Annotated in this window: 16 protein-coding genes; 13 read left to right on the forward strand and 3 right to left on the reverse strand. The window is 53.0% G+C overall.

From position 1 onward, the window contains the following. Nucleotides 1-57: 57 nt before the first annotated feature. The 8 genes from AC9UG7_RS06295 (at nucleotide 58) to AC9UG7_RS06330 (ending at nucleotide 7,125) form a co-directional block, all read left to right on the forward strand. Nucleotides 58-672, forward strand: a complete 615-nt coding sequence (locus AC9UG7_RS06295) for a LysE family translocator (protein WP_509585780.1) — start codon at nucleotides 58-60, stop codon at nucleotides 670-672. 7 nt (nucleotides 673-679) lie between these two features. Further along, complete coding sequence (locus tag AC9UG7_RS06300) at nucleotides 680-1,477, forward strand: ParA family protein (protein ID WP_509585702.1); 798 nt, start codon at nucleotides 680-682, stop codon at nucleotides 1,475-1,477. A gap of 21 nt (nucleotides 1,478-1,498) precedes the next feature. Continuing rightward, the gene (locus AC9UG7_RS06305; protein ID WP_509585704.1) at nucleotides 1,499-2,401 is read left to right on the forward strand and encodes a ParB/RepB/Spo0J family partition protein; all 903 of its coding nucleotides are present in this window, start codon (nucleotides 1,499-1,501) and stop codon (nucleotides 2,399-2,401) included. Nucleotides 2,402-2,497: 96 nt separating this feature from the next. Beyond that, nucleotides 2,498-3,853 carry an ABC transporter substrate-binding protein gene (locus AC9UG7_RS06310; RefSeq protein ID WP_509585706.1) on the forward strand — a complete coding sequence of 452 codons (1,356 nt, stop codon included), beginning with the start codon at nucleotides 2,498-2,500 and terminating at the stop codon, nucleotides 3,851-3,853. Between the two features lie 25 nt (nucleotides 3,854-3,878). After that, complete coding sequence (locus AC9UG7_RS06315; RefSeq protein WP_509585708.1) at nucleotides 3,879-4,775, forward strand: branched-chain amino acid ABC transporter permease; 897 nt, start codon at nucleotides 3,879-3,881, stop codon at nucleotides 4,773-4,775. Between the two features lie 4 nt (nucleotides 4,776-4,779). Then, nucleotides 4,780-5,712, forward strand: coding sequence for a branched-chain amino acid ABC transporter permease (locus AC9UG7_RS06320; protein ID WP_509585710.1), 933 nt, complete (start codon nucleotides 4,780-4,782; stop codon nucleotides 5,710-5,712). Then, entirely contained in the window at nucleotides 5,709-6,488 is a 780-nt protein-coding gene (locus AC9UG7_RS06325) for an ABC transporter ATP-binding protein (protein ID WP_509585712.1), read from the forward strand. The genes AC9UG7_RS06320 and AC9UG7_RS06325 overlap by 4 nt, the downstream gene beginning before the upstream one ends. Continuing rightward, nucleotides 6,481-7,125, forward strand: coding sequence for an ABC transporter ATP-binding protein (locus tag AC9UG7_RS06330; protein ID WP_509585714.1), 645 nt, complete (start codon nucleotides 6,481-6,483; stop codon nucleotides 7,123-7,125). Before AC9UG7_RS06325 ends, AC9UG7_RS06330 begins: the two co-directional genes overlap by 8 nt. Before the next feature lie 77 nt (nucleotides 7,126-7,202). Here the strand turns inward: AC9UG7_RS06330 and AC9UG7_RS06335 are convergent, their stop codons facing one another. Together AC9UG7_RS06335 and ltnD are read right to left on the reverse strand one after the other, a co-directional pair. Next, the gene (locus AC9UG7_RS06335; protein ID WP_509585716.1) at nucleotides 7,203-8,630 is read right to left on the reverse strand and encodes an FAD-binding oxidoreductase; all 1,428 of its coding nucleotides are present in this window, start codon (nucleotides 8,628-8,630) and stop codon (nucleotides 7,203-7,205) included. 131 nt (nucleotides 8,631-8,761) lie between these two features. After that, a complete protein-coding gene (gene ltnD, locus AC9UG7_RS06340) occupies nucleotides 8,762-9,658 on the reverse strand; it encodes an L-threonate dehydrogenase (protein WP_509585718.1) in 897 nt (298 codons plus the stop codon). An 81-nt stretch (nucleotides 9,659-9,739) separates the two neighbouring features. On the opposite strand from ltnD, the gene AC9UG7_RS06345 reads away from it, so the two are divergent. Both AC9UG7_RS06345 and AC9UG7_RS06350 read left to right on the forward strand, forming a co-directional pair. After that, the gene (locus AC9UG7_RS06345) at nucleotides 9,740-10,303 is read left to right on the forward strand and encodes a cob(I)yrinic acid a,c-diamide adenosyltransferase (RefSeq protein WP_509585720.1); all 564 of its coding nucleotides are present in this window, start codon (nucleotides 9,740-9,742) and stop codon (nucleotides 10,301-10,303) included. Continuing rightward, entirely contained in the window at nucleotides 10,300-10,650 is a 351-nt protein-coding gene (locus AC9UG7_RS06350; RefSeq protein ID WP_509585722.1) for a putative hemolysin, read from the forward strand. The genes AC9UG7_RS06345 and AC9UG7_RS06350 overlap by 4 nt, the downstream gene beginning before the upstream one ends. 410 nt (nucleotides 10,651-11,060) lie before the next feature. Here AC9UG7_RS06350 and AC9UG7_RS06355 read toward each other — a convergent pair whose 3' ends face one another. Beyond that, a complete protein-coding gene (locus tag AC9UG7_RS06355) occupies nucleotides 11,061-11,486 on the reverse strand; it encodes a hotdog fold thioesterase (protein ID WP_509585724.1) in 426 nt (141 codons plus the stop codon). Between the two features lie 87 nt (nucleotides 11,487-11,573). Here AC9UG7_RS06355 and AC9UG7_RS06360 point away from each other — a divergent pair, with 87 nt between their 5' ends. From AC9UG7_RS06360 to mnmA, 3 genes are all read left to right on the forward strand, one after another. After that, nucleotides 11,574-13,661 (forward strand): acetoacetate--CoA ligase, encoded by a 2,088-nt coding sequence (locus tag AC9UG7_RS06360; protein ID WP_509585726.1) that lies wholly within the window; start codon nucleotides 11,574-11,576, stop codon nucleotides 13,659-13,661. 129 nt (nucleotides 13,662-13,790) lie between these two features. Beyond that, entirely contained in the window at nucleotides 13,791-14,987 is a 1,197-nt protein-coding gene (locus AC9UG7_RS06365; protein WP_509585728.1) for an acyl-CoA dehydrogenase, read from the forward strand. 112 nt (nucleotides 14,988-15,099) lie between these two features. Beyond that, on the forward strand, nucleotides 15,100-16,203 hold the full coding sequence (gene mnmA, locus AC9UG7_RS06370; protein ID WP_509585730.1) for a tRNA 2-thiouridine(34) synthase MnmA: 1,104 nt from the start codon (nucleotides 15,100-15,102) through the stop codon (nucleotides 16,201-16,203). The last annotated feature ends 122 nt before the right edge of the window (nucleotides 16,204-16,325 follow it).

The raw sequence follows: 16,325 nt of genomic DNA on the forward strand, positions 1-16,325 counted from the left end.
TCTGCCTGTATGGCGGTTACACTCTACATCCCAAAACCTGGTTCAAGGCTACAGTTAATGTTTGGTATTTTGGATTATCCAGCGTTTGTTGGTGCAGTGATCATTTTTTTGGCTATTCCTGGCCCGGGTAATTTGGCATTACTGACTTCCACGGCGACAGGAGGTAAGCGCGGCGGTATCAGTGCTACCTTAGGTGTGATCGCAGGCGATCAAGTCTTGATGTGGGCTGCTGTGGCCGGTCTGGCTGCAATTTTGAAAGCTTCTGCGCTTTGGTTTGGTCTTTTGCAATGGCTCGGGGCAATATATTTGGCCTATTTAGGATGGCAAATGATCAAATCTTCTCCTTCTGATGCGCCAATCTTAGACATGTCATCGGGACGGTTTTTCAGACAAACCCTCTGGATCACGCTGTTAAACCCCAAGGCTATTATTTTTTATATGGCATTTTTGCCTTTGTTTCTAGACCCGCTTCAGCAGCCTGGATTGCTGACTTTTGCGGTCATGGCGGTCACTGTCGCTGCATTGACATTTTTATATGGTGTGGGGCTGACCTTGCTTGCTTCGAAATTGTCTGGTTCTATGCGCCGTCATCCGCGCTTAGGACAATACTTGCAAAAAATGGCAGGTCTGGTTTTGTTGGGTTTTGGTTTGCGTTTGGTTTTACAGAAATAAACATCACATGGCTCATATTTTTTGCATTGCAAATCAAAAAGGCGGGGTTGGCAAAACAACTACCACCGTCAACCTCGCGGCCGCGCTTGCACTGATAGGGCAGCGCGTATTGATGATTGACCTTGACCCGCAAGGCAATGCCACCATGGGCTCGGGTGTAGACAAGCGTCAACTACAGCAATCGGTGTATGAGGTGTTGTTGGGCGAAACCGCGCTGGCTCAGGCGCGGGTCTCTAGCGTATGGGGAGAAGCGGCTGCCAAACCGAATATGCCCACCTACCATGTACTCGGTTCAAACCGTGATCTAGCAGGCGCAGAGGTAGAGTTGGTGAATCTAGAACACAGGGAAAAACGGTTGAAAAATGCGATTGCCGAAGTCGTGCATGACTATGACATCGTGCTGATTGATTGCCCGCCGTCACTTTCATTGCTGACCCTCAACGGTTTATGTGCGGCCCATGGTGTCATTGTTCCCATGCAGTGCGAATATTTTGCCCTTGAGGGCTTGACAGATTTGGTCAACACGATCAAACAGGTTCACGCCAATTTAAACAAAGACTTGAAGATCATCGGTTTATTGCGCGTCATGTTTGACCCGAGAATCACTTTGCAACAGCAAGTCAGCGACCAATTGAAGGCGCATTTTGCAGACAAGGTATTCAATACATTGATCCCCCGCAATGTGCGACTGGCTGAAGCGCCGAGTTATGGTTTGCCGGGCGTGGTGTTTGATCCCGCCGCCAAAGGCAGTCTGGCCTTTATCGATTTCGCCAAAGAACTGGTGCAACGTTTTCAGCAGGTTTGATTTTTTAAATACAAAGAAAAAATGGTTACCAAAAAAATTAAAGGATTAGGGCGTGGACTGGAAGCCTTATTGGGTCCTACGGCCAGCGAAATAGTGCCCCATGCCGGCGCTGATGCAACGCCTACCGTATTGAATTTGGATCAGATGGTGGCCGGTGTATACCAACCGCGCAAGCGCATGGACGAAGGCGCGTTGTATGAGTTGGCAGAAAGCATCAAATCGCAAGGCATCATGCAACCTATTTTGGTCAGAAAAATAGCCAGCGGTGGATATGAAATCATTGCCGGTGAAAGACGTTTTCGCGCGGCCAGACTGGCTGGTTTGACACAAGTACCGGTATTGGTCCGCGATGTCAGTGATCAAAATGCCGCGGCCATGGCGTTGATAGAAAACATGCAACGCGAAGATCTCAATCCATTGGAAGAAGCCATTGGCATACAACGCTTGATCAAGGAGTTTGGACTCACCCATGAGCAAGCCGCGCAAGCGGTCGGACGTTCACGCAGTGCCGCGAGCAATTTGCTGCGCCTGTTGAATTTGGCTGAGCCCGTTCAAACCATGTTGGTGGCAGGCGATATTGACATGGGCCACGCGCGCGCATTGCTGAGCTTGGACAAAGCGGCACAAATCACTGCCGCGAACCAGATCAATGCCAAAAAATTATCCGTCCGAGAAGCTGAAAACTTGGTGAAAAAAATTGGCGCAGATTTCTCCCTGGTGACGCAAAAACCGACAAAAGAAAAATCACGAGATATCAAGCGACTGGAAGAAGAGTTGTCTGACTTATTGACGGCGCAAGTGGAAATACGCATCAAAAAACAAACCAAAAGTAACGGAAAAATCGATCAAGCAGGCGAACTCTCGATAGCATTTGGCTCTATCGAATCCCTCAATGGTTTGATTGAAAAATTGCAACCCAAATAAGGCGTAACGCGTGACTGTATATTCAGTCAAAGTGTATGCTTGATGGACAGGCGAAAAAAACATGTTTTTATCAATGACTCACTGTGGAGACAACCCATGCCAATCCCCCATACTCTGACAGCATTGCGCTGCTGCACTGCCGCTTTTACGCTGGCGATTGCAACACATAGCTTTGCACAGGAAACGTTCAAGATCGGTATCGTCAGCTTTCTTTCGGGCCAAGCAGCAGAAAGCTTTGGCATACCTGCTGTCAACGGGGCCAAAGTTTTGGTGGATGCTTTCAACAAAGGCCAAGCCCCTGCCCCGTACAACAAACCCGGAATCGGCGGTATGCCCATCGAGGCGATTTATGTGGACGAAGCGGGTGGCGCGACCAAGCAAGTGCAGGAGCTTCGCAATTTGTACGAGCGAGAGAAAGTCGATGTGGTGGTGGGATATGTCGGCTCGGGAGATTGCTTGGCTGTTGCGCCAGTTGCAGAGGAATTGAAGAAATTTTTGATTTTGTATGACTGCGGCACGCCGCGCATTTTTGAAGATAACACCTTCAGGTATGTGTTCAGAACCGCTGCGCACGCCACCATGGACAACGTCGCCATGGCCAGGTATTTGAAAGAGCGAAAAATACCCGTCAAAACATTCAGCTTGATCAACCAAGATTACGCTTGGGGACAAGACTCGCGCAAAGACTTTATTCTGTCAATGAATAATCTTTACCCTGAAGCCAAACCAGCAGTAGATCAATTGCCAAAATTTGGGGCGGGTCAATATGGCACTGAAATTTCTGCGCTCATGTCTCAACCGGTGGACCTGATTCATTCGAGTTTGTGGGGCGGCGATTTGCAAGCCTTTATTTTGCAGTCAGCGCCACGCGGCATGTTTAAAAAGACGCAAGTCGTGTTGACGGCAGCAGACCATGTGCTGCCTGCATTAGGAAACAAAATGCCCGATGGCACCATCATCGGTGCGCGAGGCGCATATGGTTTGATGGCGCCGCCTTCACCGTTGAATACTTGGTGGTGGGAGTTGTACAGCAAAGCCAATAATGTGTATCCGGTGCAGGCGCCTTATCGCATGGCACAGGCGCTCATGGGCTTGAAACTGGCCGCAGAAAAAGCCATGGCAGCCAACAACGGAAAAAAACCATCCACCGAGGTGTTGGCAGCTTCATTGCGTGGCAGTGAATGGATGTCGCCAGCAGGCAAGATTCGCATGGCATTGTCCAATGGGCAGCAGGCTATTCAGGACACTGCCATCGGCCGCACCCAATGGAGTGAGGAGAAAAAGATGGTATTGCTTGAAGACATTCAGCGATTTGACGCGGAATGCGTCAACCCGCCCTTGAACATCAAATCCGAAGAATGGCTCAAGTCGGGGTTTGCGGGTGCCAAATGCGATCAAAAACCAACTACCGCTACCGACACCAACAACAAAGCAAAAAAAGCAGTGAAATAAAACATGAATTCTGATTGCTGAACTTATGCAACTCGCATTGACTATTCTGGTTGATGGCATCAGTTATGCCTCCTGGCTTTTCATTGTCGCGCTGGGCCTGACATTGGTGTTTGGTGTGTTAAAGATATTGAACATTGCGCATGGGAGTTTTTATGCGCTGGGTGCGTATGCAGCAGCCTCGGCGGTGGCGTGGATGAACGGCGTTACTTCCCAACCGCAGTGGTCTTTGTTGGCCATGCTGTTCGCCGCGGTGGTGGTGGCCATGTGCGTTGCCCCAGTGACAGAGCGAAGCGTGTTGAGATTTTTTTATGGTCGAGATGAGGTGTTGTTGGTCTTGGTCACTTATGCGATGTTTTTAATGCTCGAGGACATCACCAAACTCATTTGGGGTGCCAATCCTTACTATGTCTCTGAGCCCTATGCATTGTTTGGCAATATAGAAATTGGACAGCAAAGCTATGTCGGCTATGACTTGTTTTTGGTGCTGTTGGCGCTGACAGTGGGCTTGCTACTCTGGTGGGGTTTGAACCGAACCCGTACGGGAAAAATAGTGACAGCGGTGATTCACAGTCCAGAAATAGCCGCCAGCATGGGCATACAAGTTTCACGCGTTTATATGCTCGCTTTCACGGCAGGAATTTTTCTTGCAGCGCTGGGAGGCGCGTTTACTGCGCCCATGATTTCGGTCCAACCTGGCGTGTCTGTGGGTGTCATCATTATTTCCTTTGCCGTGGTCATCATTGGTGGACTCGGCAGCATAGAGGGTGCGGCCATCGGTGCTTTGATTGTCGGTTTGGCGCGTGCGTTTGCCGTGCATCTAGTGCCTGTGGCTGAATTATTTTCGGTGTACTTGGTGATGGCCTTGGTGTTGGTGTTCAGGCCTCAGGGTTTGTTTCAGCGCATACAAGCGCGAAAAATTTAAATCGATGCAAAACATACTCATTACCGTGTGCGGCATATTGATCGTTGGTGGCGGCGTTGGTTTGTTGCTTCCCCCTTGGTTGCAATTCATGTTGACCATGGCCATGGCCAATGGTTTGGTGTCTTTAGGTATTGTGTTGTTGATGCGCGGCGGTGTGGTGGCATTTGGTCAGGGATTGATGTCTGCCATCGGTGGATATGCGGCGGCGTTGGCGTTCATCCATTGGGGTTGGCAGGACGCTTTGTTGTTACCCATGCTCGGTGGCATTGCCGCTTGTTTGTTAACCGCACCTTTTGGTCCTTTGCTGGCCAGATACCGAGGGATTTTCTTTTCCATGTTGACCTTGGCTATGTCCATGGTCGGCTATGGCATTTTGGTGAAAACCGACAGCCTAGGCGGTTCGGATGGTTTCAATATGGGACGGGTCAGTTTGCTCGGACAAGCGTTGCCAGATCAGCAGGTCAGCTACGTGTTGTTCGTGGTTACCTTGGTTTTTAGTGTCTGTGCTTCAACGGCGGCCAAGGTGTATTTCTCATCCACCAGGGGTTTGGTGACTCAAGCCATACGCGATAACGAATTGCGGGTCGAATACATGGGCGGCTCTGTCAGCCACAACATGGCGATCAATTTCTGGCTCGCCTCTTTTCTTGGCGGCACCGGCGGCGCATTGGCGGTGATGGCGCTCGGTCATATTGACCCCAACTTCAGCTACTGGACCACTTCAGGGGAATTTGTGTTCGTTGCCATACTGGCAGGCACACAAAGTGTGATGGCTGTGATGTTGTCGTCGGTCTTGCTTGAAGTGGTACGTTCATTTTCAAGTTCGTATTTTCCCAGCACCTGGCAGTTGGCATTGGGCGTGTTTTTATTGTTGGTCATACGCTTCTTACCCATGGGCTTGGGGTCGCTGTGGCCGAATAAAAAGGATGCGGCATGAGCAGCGAAGCCTTTGTATTGCAAGCCAAGGGCTTGAACAAGCAATTTGGCGCCGTTGTCGCCGCCCAAGATATCCATGTCAGTGTTCGTTCTGGCGAGCGTGTGAGTTTGATTGGCAGCAACGGTGCCGGTAAAACCACCTTTGTGAACATGATCACTGGTTACGTCAAACCAGACAGTGGGGACATTGAATTTACCGGTCAGCCCATCACAGCCATGACTCCGCGGCAAATCACGCGTCTTGGCGTGGCTCGTTCGTTTCAAATACCGCAGTTGTATGCCAGCTTGAGTGTGCTGGACAATGTGTTGGTTGCACAAGCCTGCCACGATGACCGTTTATCGCTGTGGCGAACGGCACGCACAACGCAAGCCATTGCGCGCGCAGAGCAGGTGTTGACCCGTTTTCGATTGCAGGATCAACGTCATCGTTTGGTGGCCGAGTTGCCAGGCGGTATGCGCAAATTGCTCGATATTGCACTTGCGATGACAGGCCAACCAAGCTTGTTATTACTCGACGAACCTACCAGCGGCGTGGCGGCTGAAGAAAAGTTTCCGATGATGGACACGGTCATGCAGGCGCTGGACGGACAAGCCTTGACCACATTGTTTGTAGAACATGACATGGATATCGTCAGCCGTTATTGCGACCGGGTGATCGCTTTTTACAGCGGACGCATCATTGCAGACGACGCGCCCTCAGTGGCTTTGGCCAATGCCGATGTGCGTCGGTATGTCACAGGAGAAATCAACACAACCATCGGGGCCGCACATGCTTGAGTTGAAAAACCTCCATGTAGATATTGCTTCAGCCCAAGTGCTGCGCGGCTTTTCCTTGACGGTACAACAAGGGCAGATGGTGGGGCTGGTTGGACGCAATGGCGCAGGAAAAACCAGTACCTTAAGAAGCATCATGGGGCATTTGCCGCTGCGCGAAGGCGGTATTCAATTTGACGCTCAGGACCTGTGCACAATGCCTGCACATGCGCGAGCCGCATTGGGCATAGGCTATATGCCCGAGGACAGAGGACTGGTGCCAGAGTTGACGGTGGAGGAAAACATATTGATTCCGTTGTGGGTCCATAAAAGCTTGAAGTTAGAAGACCGCTTAGGCTTTGTTTACCACGTATTGCCTGAACTCAAAGAAATGGCACAACGACGCGCATTGCTGTTGTCGGGCGGCCAGCAAAAATTGGTGGCACTCGGTCGGGCATTGGCGGTGGGGACGCGCTTGCTGCTGTTGGATGAGCCCTTTGAAGGCGTGGCACCCGCACTGTCTATGAGACTCTCCGAGGTCATCTCCAAGCTCAAGGGAAGTGAATTATCCGTGTTGATTTCACAATCAGATTTGAACCACTCCAGCGGCTTGCTGGACGCAAGCGTGGTGATTGAGCGCGGCGCAAACGCCTCAATCTGACGATCATCATTTCTCACATGATGTGTGCGTAAGCGGATCCTATGCCACAAGCCTGAATATATAGAAACCCAGTACCGTTAGTCTAAAAAAATCTTACCTGGGTTCATGATATTTTTCGGGTCCAGTGCTTGTTTGATGGTGCGCATCATGGACACAGCGCCCACACCTGCCTCGTTCACCAAAAACTCCATTTTGTGCAGTCCTATGCCGTGCTCGCCGGTACAAGTGCCGTCCAAGGACAATGCACGAGCGACCAGTTGGTTGTTCAGGGTTTCTGCCTGGGCGCGCTCCTCGGCGCTGTTCGGGTCGATCAGGTAGCCGAAATGGAAATTGCCATCGCCCACATGGCCAACCAAAAAATAAGGGATGCCGGAAGCATCTACCTCGGCGATTGAATCTAACAAGCAATCGGCCAAGCGTGAGATCGGCACACAGGTATCTGTGCTGATCACACGACAACCTGGGCGGCTGGTGAGGCCGGCGAAATAGGTGTTGTGTCTGGCGGTCCACAAACGGGTTCTGTCTTCAGGTGTGGTCGCCCATTCGAAAGCTTGGCCGCCGAATTCAGAAGACACCTCTTGCACGGTTTCGGCTTGTTCCTTGACGCTGGCAGGCGAGCCGTGAAACTCCATCAGCAACATCGGTTGAACTGGCAGATTGACTTTGGAATACGCGTTCACCATGCGGACCGCATTGGTGTCAATCAATTCAACCCGCGCAATAGGAATGCCCATTTGAATGATTTGAATCGTCGTATGGACCGCTGCTTCAATGGAAGGAAAAGAGCAGGTGGCAGCAGAAACAGCTTCAGGCAATGGAAACAGTTTTAAAGTGATTTCCGTGATGACGCCCAGTGTGCCTTCGCTGCCGACCATCAAGCGCGTGAGGTCGTAGCCGGCGGAGGATTTGCGTGCACGCGTGCCCGTGCGAATGACTTCACCGCTGGCTGTCACCACTTCCAAGCCAAGCACGTTTTCGCGCATGGTGCCGTAGCGAACAGCATTGGTGCCGCTGGCGCGGGTGGCGCTCATGCCGCCGATGCTGGCGTCTGCGCCCGGGTCAATCGGAAAAAACAGGCCGGTGCTTTTGATTTCCTCGTTCAATTGTTTGCGGGTCACGCCTGGCTGCACTGTGACAGTCAAATCTTCAGGGTTGATACTGAGCACTTTTTTCATGCGCGAGACATCAATGCTAATGCCGCCTTGGACAGCCAGCAAATGGCCTTCAAGAGATGAGCCAATGCCAAAGGGAATGACGGGAACCGAATAATCACTGGCGTTTTTCACTGCAAATGCCACATCAGCCGTACTTTCGGCAAACACTACAGCGGCCGGCGGCGGCACCGTGGTGTAAGCGGATTCGTCACGACCGTGATGTTCACGCACAGACAAAGCAGTGGAACATCGATCGCCGAAATGCGCCTTGAGTAAGTCAATCAAGACCTGCGGCACATCGCGCAGGGCAATGACGGGCATTAAATGTTGGGCGGTGGTCGGTGCGTTCATGGCAAATTGCTCCTATGGTGTGACATTTTAAGCAGAGCAAGCCTTGTCAACACAAGGCGTAAACCCGCGCGTAAAAAGGCTGTATGAACAAGCCAGTGTCAGCAAGCACAAAGCCTCGGCGATGGAAACAATCAGGGCTTTTCTGGTAATGAGATACCAGGAAAGATTTTGATGACAGCGCTGTCGTCTTCCTTGGCAAAACCAGCGGTGCTGGCTTGCATGAACATTTGGTGAGCGGTAGAGGACAGCGGCAACGGAAATTGAGTGGCGCGTGCCATGTCCAGCACCAGTCCCAGGTCCTTGACAAAGATATCTACCGCAGACAAAGGGGTGTAGTCTGCTGCCAGTACATGGGCCATGCGGTTTTCAAACATCCAACTGTTGCCCGCACTGTGGGTGATCACTTCGTACAAGGCGGCAGGATCTACCCCTTCGCGCAGTCCGAGCGCCATGGCTTCTGCCGCAGCCGCAATATGAACGCCGGCCAGCAATTGGTTAATGATTTTGACCTTGCTGCCCGCGCCCGCGCGATCGCCCAGTTTGTACACAGAGGCAGCCATGGCATTGAGCATGGGTTCGCATAGGGCATAAGCGGCAGGCGATCCTGAGGTCATCATGGTCATTTGACCGCTGGCCGCTTTGGCTGCGCCGCCGGATATGGGCGCGTCCAAGTAAAGCAAACCCAGAGTATGTAAACGCGCTTCCAGCGCCATGGACCAGTTGGGGTCGACAGTGGAGCACATGACGAACACGCTGCCGGCTTGCATGGCGGCGGCTGCGCCTTTCTCACCGAACAAAACCGATTCGGTTTGTGCCGCATTGACCACCACGCTGACGACCACCGAACACGCAGCAGCCACATCCGCAGGCGATTCACATGCCACCCCGCCTTCGTTCGCAAACGCTGCGGCCGCGCCGGGGCGTGCATCACACACATAAACCTCATAGCCGGCGCGCCGCAGGCTGCCTGCCATACCGCGGCCCATGGCCCCCAGACCGATCACACCTGCTTTGATTGCCGCGCTCATGCTGAAACTTTCATAAAACCCCAAGCGTAGCCGACTTCTGGTTCAACTGAGACAATGTCAGCAAGCAAAAGGACATCGACCATGGGAAACCGACTCACACAAATAGCCACCCGCACCGGAGACGATGGCACCACCGGTCTCGGCGACAACCGCAGGGTCAGCAAAAACAGTTTGCGTGTGCATGCCATGGGTGAGGTCGATGAACTCAATTCACACATAGGCGTGTTGCTGTGTGAAGACATGCCGCCTGCCTTGCGCGAGCTGCTGGTCGAAGTCCAGCATCAATTGTTCAATGTCGGGGGTGAGCTCAGTATTCCCGGTTTCGAATTGCTGAAAAAAGACGCCTTGCTGTTGTTGGACAACGCCTTGGCAGACCATAACGATGCGCTGCCTAAGTTGCAGGAATTCATATTGCCAGCAGGCACTCGTGCCGCAGCGCTCGCCCATGTGTGCCGTACCGTGGCGCGACGTGCAGAGCGTGCCGTGGTGGCGTTGGGTGCCGAAGAAGCCTTGAACCCCACACCGCGCCAATACCTGAACCGCTTGAGTGATTTGATGTTTGTATTGGCGCGCGTGCTCAACCGCATGAACGGTGGAGATGATGTGTATTGGAAAAGTGAACGCATGAAAACCTCAGACGTATGAAGCAGGATCGGTGTCAACAAAGCCAGGTAGTGCAACCAGGACAGGTAAGCCTCCAATGGCATCGTATCTGGCTGAATGTGGCGTTGCTAGGGTGCTGCTCATCGACTGTGGCGATTGCAGCAGACAGGGGCTTGTATGCCATGGCGAATCCGGCGGCTGTGGCTTGTCAGGAGGCGGGCGGAAAGCTGACCAAAATCTATACCGACAAAGGCGAACAAGGCATGTGTACCTTGCCGTCAGGTGTGGTGTGCGAGGAATGGGCGTTTTTCAAAGGCACTTGTGGACTGGAACAGCCGGCGCAAAGCAAGTCTTCGACAGAAGGGGATAAGCCGGCTTCTTCCAAGTAATTTTTAATTGGGGTCAGATACCAATTAATTGAGCGACATATTCACGCCATGCCGGCTCGGTCGCCACACACCGCCTGCGGTAACGTTCGCGTCGGCCCGCCCGCCATGTCGTTTGTCCATTCGAAGTATTTCTCAGACAGTATTTCTGCGGTTATAGAAATCCCGCTTTAACCAAAAATTCACTGAAGGCCGAACAGGCGGAGGCGTTTTTTCGAGCGAAAGCGAAGAAAGAAAGCACGCCGGACGGGTCGGCCAAAGCGAGTTTTCAAATGGTAGGAGCGTGCCTTCAAATGCAGAAACGCCAACCTCTAACGGATGGGTGGGCCCAAGCGTGACTTAACGCTTCGAGAGAAGAAATGACAATATCAAGCAGATAGGTTGGCCTGAGAGTGCTTCAAACACCACGAGCCTCAAACCCTTGGCGCCAGCACGGACAAGGTCAGGCGCGACACGCAACTGGTGCGCCCTTGGTCATCGGTCATATCGATTTGCCAGACGTGTGTGCTGCGACCCATGTGTACAGGTCGTGCGATGCCGTTGACCCAACCTTCAGCAACGCCTCGGATATGGTTGGCGTTGATGTCAAGGCCAACGATGCGGTGCCCGACGGGCGTCGAATAATCAGCGCCGCATGAACCTAATGTCTCAGCCAACATGACACTGGAGCCGCCATGAATCACGCCGTAGGGCTGACGCGTGCGTTTATCTACCGGGATGCGTCCACGGATGAAGTCGGCGCCGATCTCCATGAACTCAATGCCCAAGCGTTCGGCTGCGGTGTCGACGTGGGTGGAGGTTAATATTTCAGTACTGATGGGTTTGGTCCAAATCGCCATGACAATCAAACTCTTTCAAAACAATGCTTCATCTTAGTGGCCTTGGCGACAACGCCAAATCACCTGTAGCTGATAACCTCTCGTCCTATGAACACCACCGCAACTGCTCCACCTCCATTTGTCCCGCAAATCCGTTTGTATCAGCAGTGGCTGGCCGAGCATCGCCAATTGCATTTTGCAGATTACCAAGCCATGTGGCGCTGGTCTGTCTTAGAGATAGAAAGCTTTTGGCAAACGGCATGGGACTATCTGGATTTGCAGTCGCCCACCAAGCACACGGCGGTGCTCGAGCGCAACACCATGCCGGGCGCGCGTTGGTTTCCAGGCGCACAGGTGAACTACGCGCAACAAGTGTTGCGCCATGCGGAGCCTGCGCATGCCGCTTGCATGCCGGCCATCATCAGCAACAACGAGCATGGAGCGCGGCGCGAACTGAGTTGGCCCGAATTGAAACGCCAGGCCGCTGCTTTGTCGCTCCATTTGCAAGCGCAGGGCGTGCAGCCCGGCGATCGCGTGGCGGCATATATGCCGAATATTCCAGAAACCATGATTGCTTTTTTAGCGGTGGTCAGCGTAGGCGGCATTTGGAGCGTGTGCGCACCTGACATGGGCACAAACGCTGTCGTTGACCGGTTCAAGCAAATCACCCCCAAGGTGTTGATCGCCGTCGATGGTGTCACCTATGGCGGCAAAGACCTAGAGCGACACACGGTGGTCAGTGAACTGCGTGCCGCTTTGCCCAGCGTCGAGCATGTGGTGATTTACCGCAACCTTGGCGATCAACCGGTCATTGCTGACAGCGCAGACTGGGCGCACATCATGCAGCGCGATGACGATGCGGTCAAAGCTTTCACTCCGCTGTGGTTAGCTTTCAATCATCCCTTGTGGATCGTCTATTCCAGCGGTACCACCGGTTTGCCCAAGCCCTTGGTACATGACCATGGCGGCACTATGCTCAATGGTTTGACACATAAAAACCTGCATTACGACGTGGCCTGTAGTTACGAGCCTAACTCTTGGGGCGAACGTTTTCTCTGGTATTCGTCCACCGGTTGGATCATGTGGAACGCGCAACTCAGCGGCTTGCTCAGCGGCACCACCTGCGTGATTTACGACGGTAACCCGGGCGGCTCCAAAGACAAACCCGATTGGAGCGTGTTGTGGCGTTATGCCGCAGCTGAAGGCGTGACGTTTTTTGGCGGCGGCGCTGCGTTTTTTGCCAATTGCATGAAAGCAGATGTGCAACTCGGTCACACGCCAGGCTTGCACACGGTACGCGCTTTGGGCACCACAGGGTCGCCATTGAGTGCCGAGGTGCAGCAATGGGGCAGTGACCAATTCAAGCAGGTGTATGCCAACGCTGGTGTCAAACGACCTGACATTTGGTGGTGCAATATTTCAGGCGGTACGGATGCCGGTGCGTATGTCGGCGGGCACCGTGAATTGCCTATGGTGGCTGGAGAAATGCAATGCCGTTTTTTAGGTGTCAGTGTGGAGGCGTGGAATGAGCAAGGCAAACCGGTGATAGACGAGGTGGGAGAACTGGTGGTGACGCAACCGCTGCCATGCATGCCGCCGTTTTTCTGGGGCGACACAGACAACCAACGCTATTTGGGCAGTTATTTCGATACTTTTCCTGCCGGCCAAGGCAGACAACCTGGCGGCGGCGACCTTGGCGCAGACGCGGGTGCGGTCTGGCGACACGGCGACTGGTTAAAAATCACCTCTGAAGGCCGCGCCGTCATATACGGACGCAGCGACGCCACTATCAACCGCTATGGTTTGCGTATGGGTACCAGCGAGTTGTACAGAGCCATTGAGTCCTTGCCCGAGGTGTTAGACAGCATGGTGGTGGATTTGGAATACCTGGGTAAAGAAAGTTATATGCCTTTGTTTGTGGTGTTGCGCCCGGGCTTGGCGCTGGACGAGGGATTGCGTGCACGGTTGAACGGCGCGATACGTACCGCACTGAGCCCGCGTTTTGTGCCCAACGACATCTTCCAGGTGGCGGAAATTCCGCGCACCTTGTCAGGCAAAAAACAAGAATTGCCGATTAAAAAGCTGATGCTCGGTCAGCCGGTGGAAAAAGTGTTGAACCGGGACGCCATGGCTAATCCTGCTTGTTTGGATTGGTATATCGAATTAGCGAAGAGGCATTTGGCGGGGGTAGGCTAAAGCTGGTTGGTAATTGGGGCCATGTAATTGGTATCTGACCCCAATTACATGGCCCCAATTACAAAACCATAAAATCTTATGCCCGGGTTTAACATCAGACAATCACACACACGGACAACCGGAGCATTCATGGCCAAGACCGCATTCCACTGGGACGATCCTTTGTTGCTGGACCAGCAACTGAGCGAAGACGAGCGCATGATTCGCGACGCCGCGAATGCGTATTGCCAGGACAAATTGCTGCCGCGCGTGACCGAAGCTTTCCGGCATGAAAAAACCGATGTCGCGATATTCCGCGAAATGGGCGAACTTGGTTTGCTTGGCCCCACCATCCCCGCGCAATACGGCGGACCGGAATTGAACTATGTGGCTTACGGTTTGATCGCGCGCGAGGTCGAACGCGTGGACTCCGGCTACCGCTCGATGATGAGCGTGCAATCTTCCTTGGTGATGTTGCCGATTTTTGAATTTGGCACCGAAGGCCAGCGCCAAAAATACTTGCCTAAACTCGCCAGCGGCGAATGGATAGGTTGCTTCGGTTTGACCGAGCCCGACCACGGCTCTGACCCAGCCAGCATGGCCAGTCGCGCGCACAAGGTCAAGGGTGGTTACACACTCAGTGGCAACAAAATGTGGATCTCCAACTCACCGATTGCCGATGTGTTTGTGGTCTGGGCCAAAGAAGTGACCGAGGCTGGCGTGGTCGGGCCGATTCGTGGCTTTGTATTGGAAAAAGGCATGGCGGGTTTGAGCGCGCCCGCCATCCACAGCAAAGTGGGTTTGCGTGCCTCCATCACAGGAGAAATCATCATGGATGGCGTGTTTGTGCCCGAAGACAACGCCTTTCCCGAAGTACAAGGTTTGAAAGGCCCGTTCACGTGTTTGAACAGCGCACGTTACGGCATTGCGTGGGGTGCCTTGGGTGCAGCAGAAGATTGTTTTCACCGCGCGCGGCAGTACACCTTAGACCGACAACAGTTCGGCAGGCCGCTGGCCGCCAATCAGCTCATTCAGAAAAAAATGGCCGATATGCAAACCGAGATCGCACTTGGCTTGCAAGCCTGTTTGCGTTTGGGTCGCATGAAAGACGAAGGCACGGCGTCGGTGGAAATCACGTCCATATTGAAACGCAATTCTTGCGGTAAGGCCTTGGATATAGCTCGCATGGCGCGCGATATGATGGGCGGCAATGGCATCAGCGACGAGTTCGGGGTGGCTCGCCACTTGGTGAACTTGGAGGTGGTCAATACCTATGAAGGCACGCACGATATTCACGCCTTGATTTTGGGCCGCGCCATCACCGGCATTGCGGCGTTTGCCAATTAAGCAGACTTGATCGTTGGCACAGCCATCACCGTTAATGTTTCTTTTGTAAATGAAGAGGATGCATTGATAACCAGAACAAGGCGGCATTGTCCTTGCCGCCGATAATCAGCGCATGAGCAAGAAGCAGCGTATCGTGGTGGGATTGAGTGGCGGCGTCGACTCGGCGGTCACGGCATTGATGTTGAAACGTCAAGGTCATGAAGTGGTAGGCATCTTCATGAAAAACTGGGAAGACGACGACAGCGATGAATATTGTTCATCCAACCAGGACTTCATAGACGCCGCCGCCGTCGCTGATGTGATCGGCATAGAGATCGAGCACATCAACTTTGCTGCTGACTATAAAGACCGCGTGTTCGCCGAATTTTTGCGCGAATACCAGGCCGGGCGCACACCTAATCCAGATATTTTGTGTAACGCAGAAATCAAATTCAAAGCATTTCTCGACCATGCGTTTGCGCTAGGGGCGGACAAAATGGCGACCGGTCATTACGCCCGGGTGCGCCTCAACCCGCGCACTGGTTTGTATGAATTGCTCAAGGGGTTGGACAACAGCAAAGACCAAAGTTATTTTCTGCACCGACTCACCCAGTCGCAGTTGTCGCAATCTTTATTTCCTGTGGGCGAGTTGCAAAAAACCGAAGTGCGCCGCATCGCCGATGAAGCCGGTTTGCCGAATGCGCGTAAGAAAGATTCCACCGGTATTTGCTTTATCGGCGAACGACCGTTTCGAGAGTTTTTAAACCGCTATATCGCCAAAACACCAGGGCCTATCAAAAACGATCTGGGTAGAAAAATCGGAGAACACCAAGGGCTGAGTTTTTACACACTGGGACAGCGTCAAGGCTTGGGTATAGGCGGCATCAAAGAAAAAGGTGTGCAGCGCGGCGGTGGCGATCACGCGCCTTGGTTTGTCGCACGCAAGGACATGCAAACCAACACCTTATGGGTGGTGCAAGGCCATGACCATCCATGGTTGTTGTCGGGGCGCTTGCAGTTTGAGGACGCGAGTTGGGCAACGGGATCTGCACCTGTATTGACAGATTGTTTTGCCAAAACCAGATACCGCCAAACCGATGCTGCTTGCTCTTTTTACTCACCCTCTGCAGGCGCTTATGAATTGTCATTTCCCGAAGCGCAGTGGGCGGTGACGCCCGGGCAGTCGGCAGTGTTGTATGACGGCGAGGTATGTTTGGGCGGCGGCGTCATTCTTTAAATGACAAAACCCCGCGAGGCGGGGTTTTGTAAACTGACATCAGACGCAGTTTTAAGCTGCAGTCAGCCAATAACCTGCGTTGAATGGGCTGCTCATGCGCAATGCCAGCGGAGACACATCGA

Origin of the sequence: Limnohabitans sp. (genome assembly GCF_046052765.1) — a bacterium.
In the GTDB taxonomy this organism is placed as follows: Bacteria; Pseudomonadota; Gammaproteobacteria; order Burkholderiales; family Burkholderiaceae_C; genus Limnohabitans.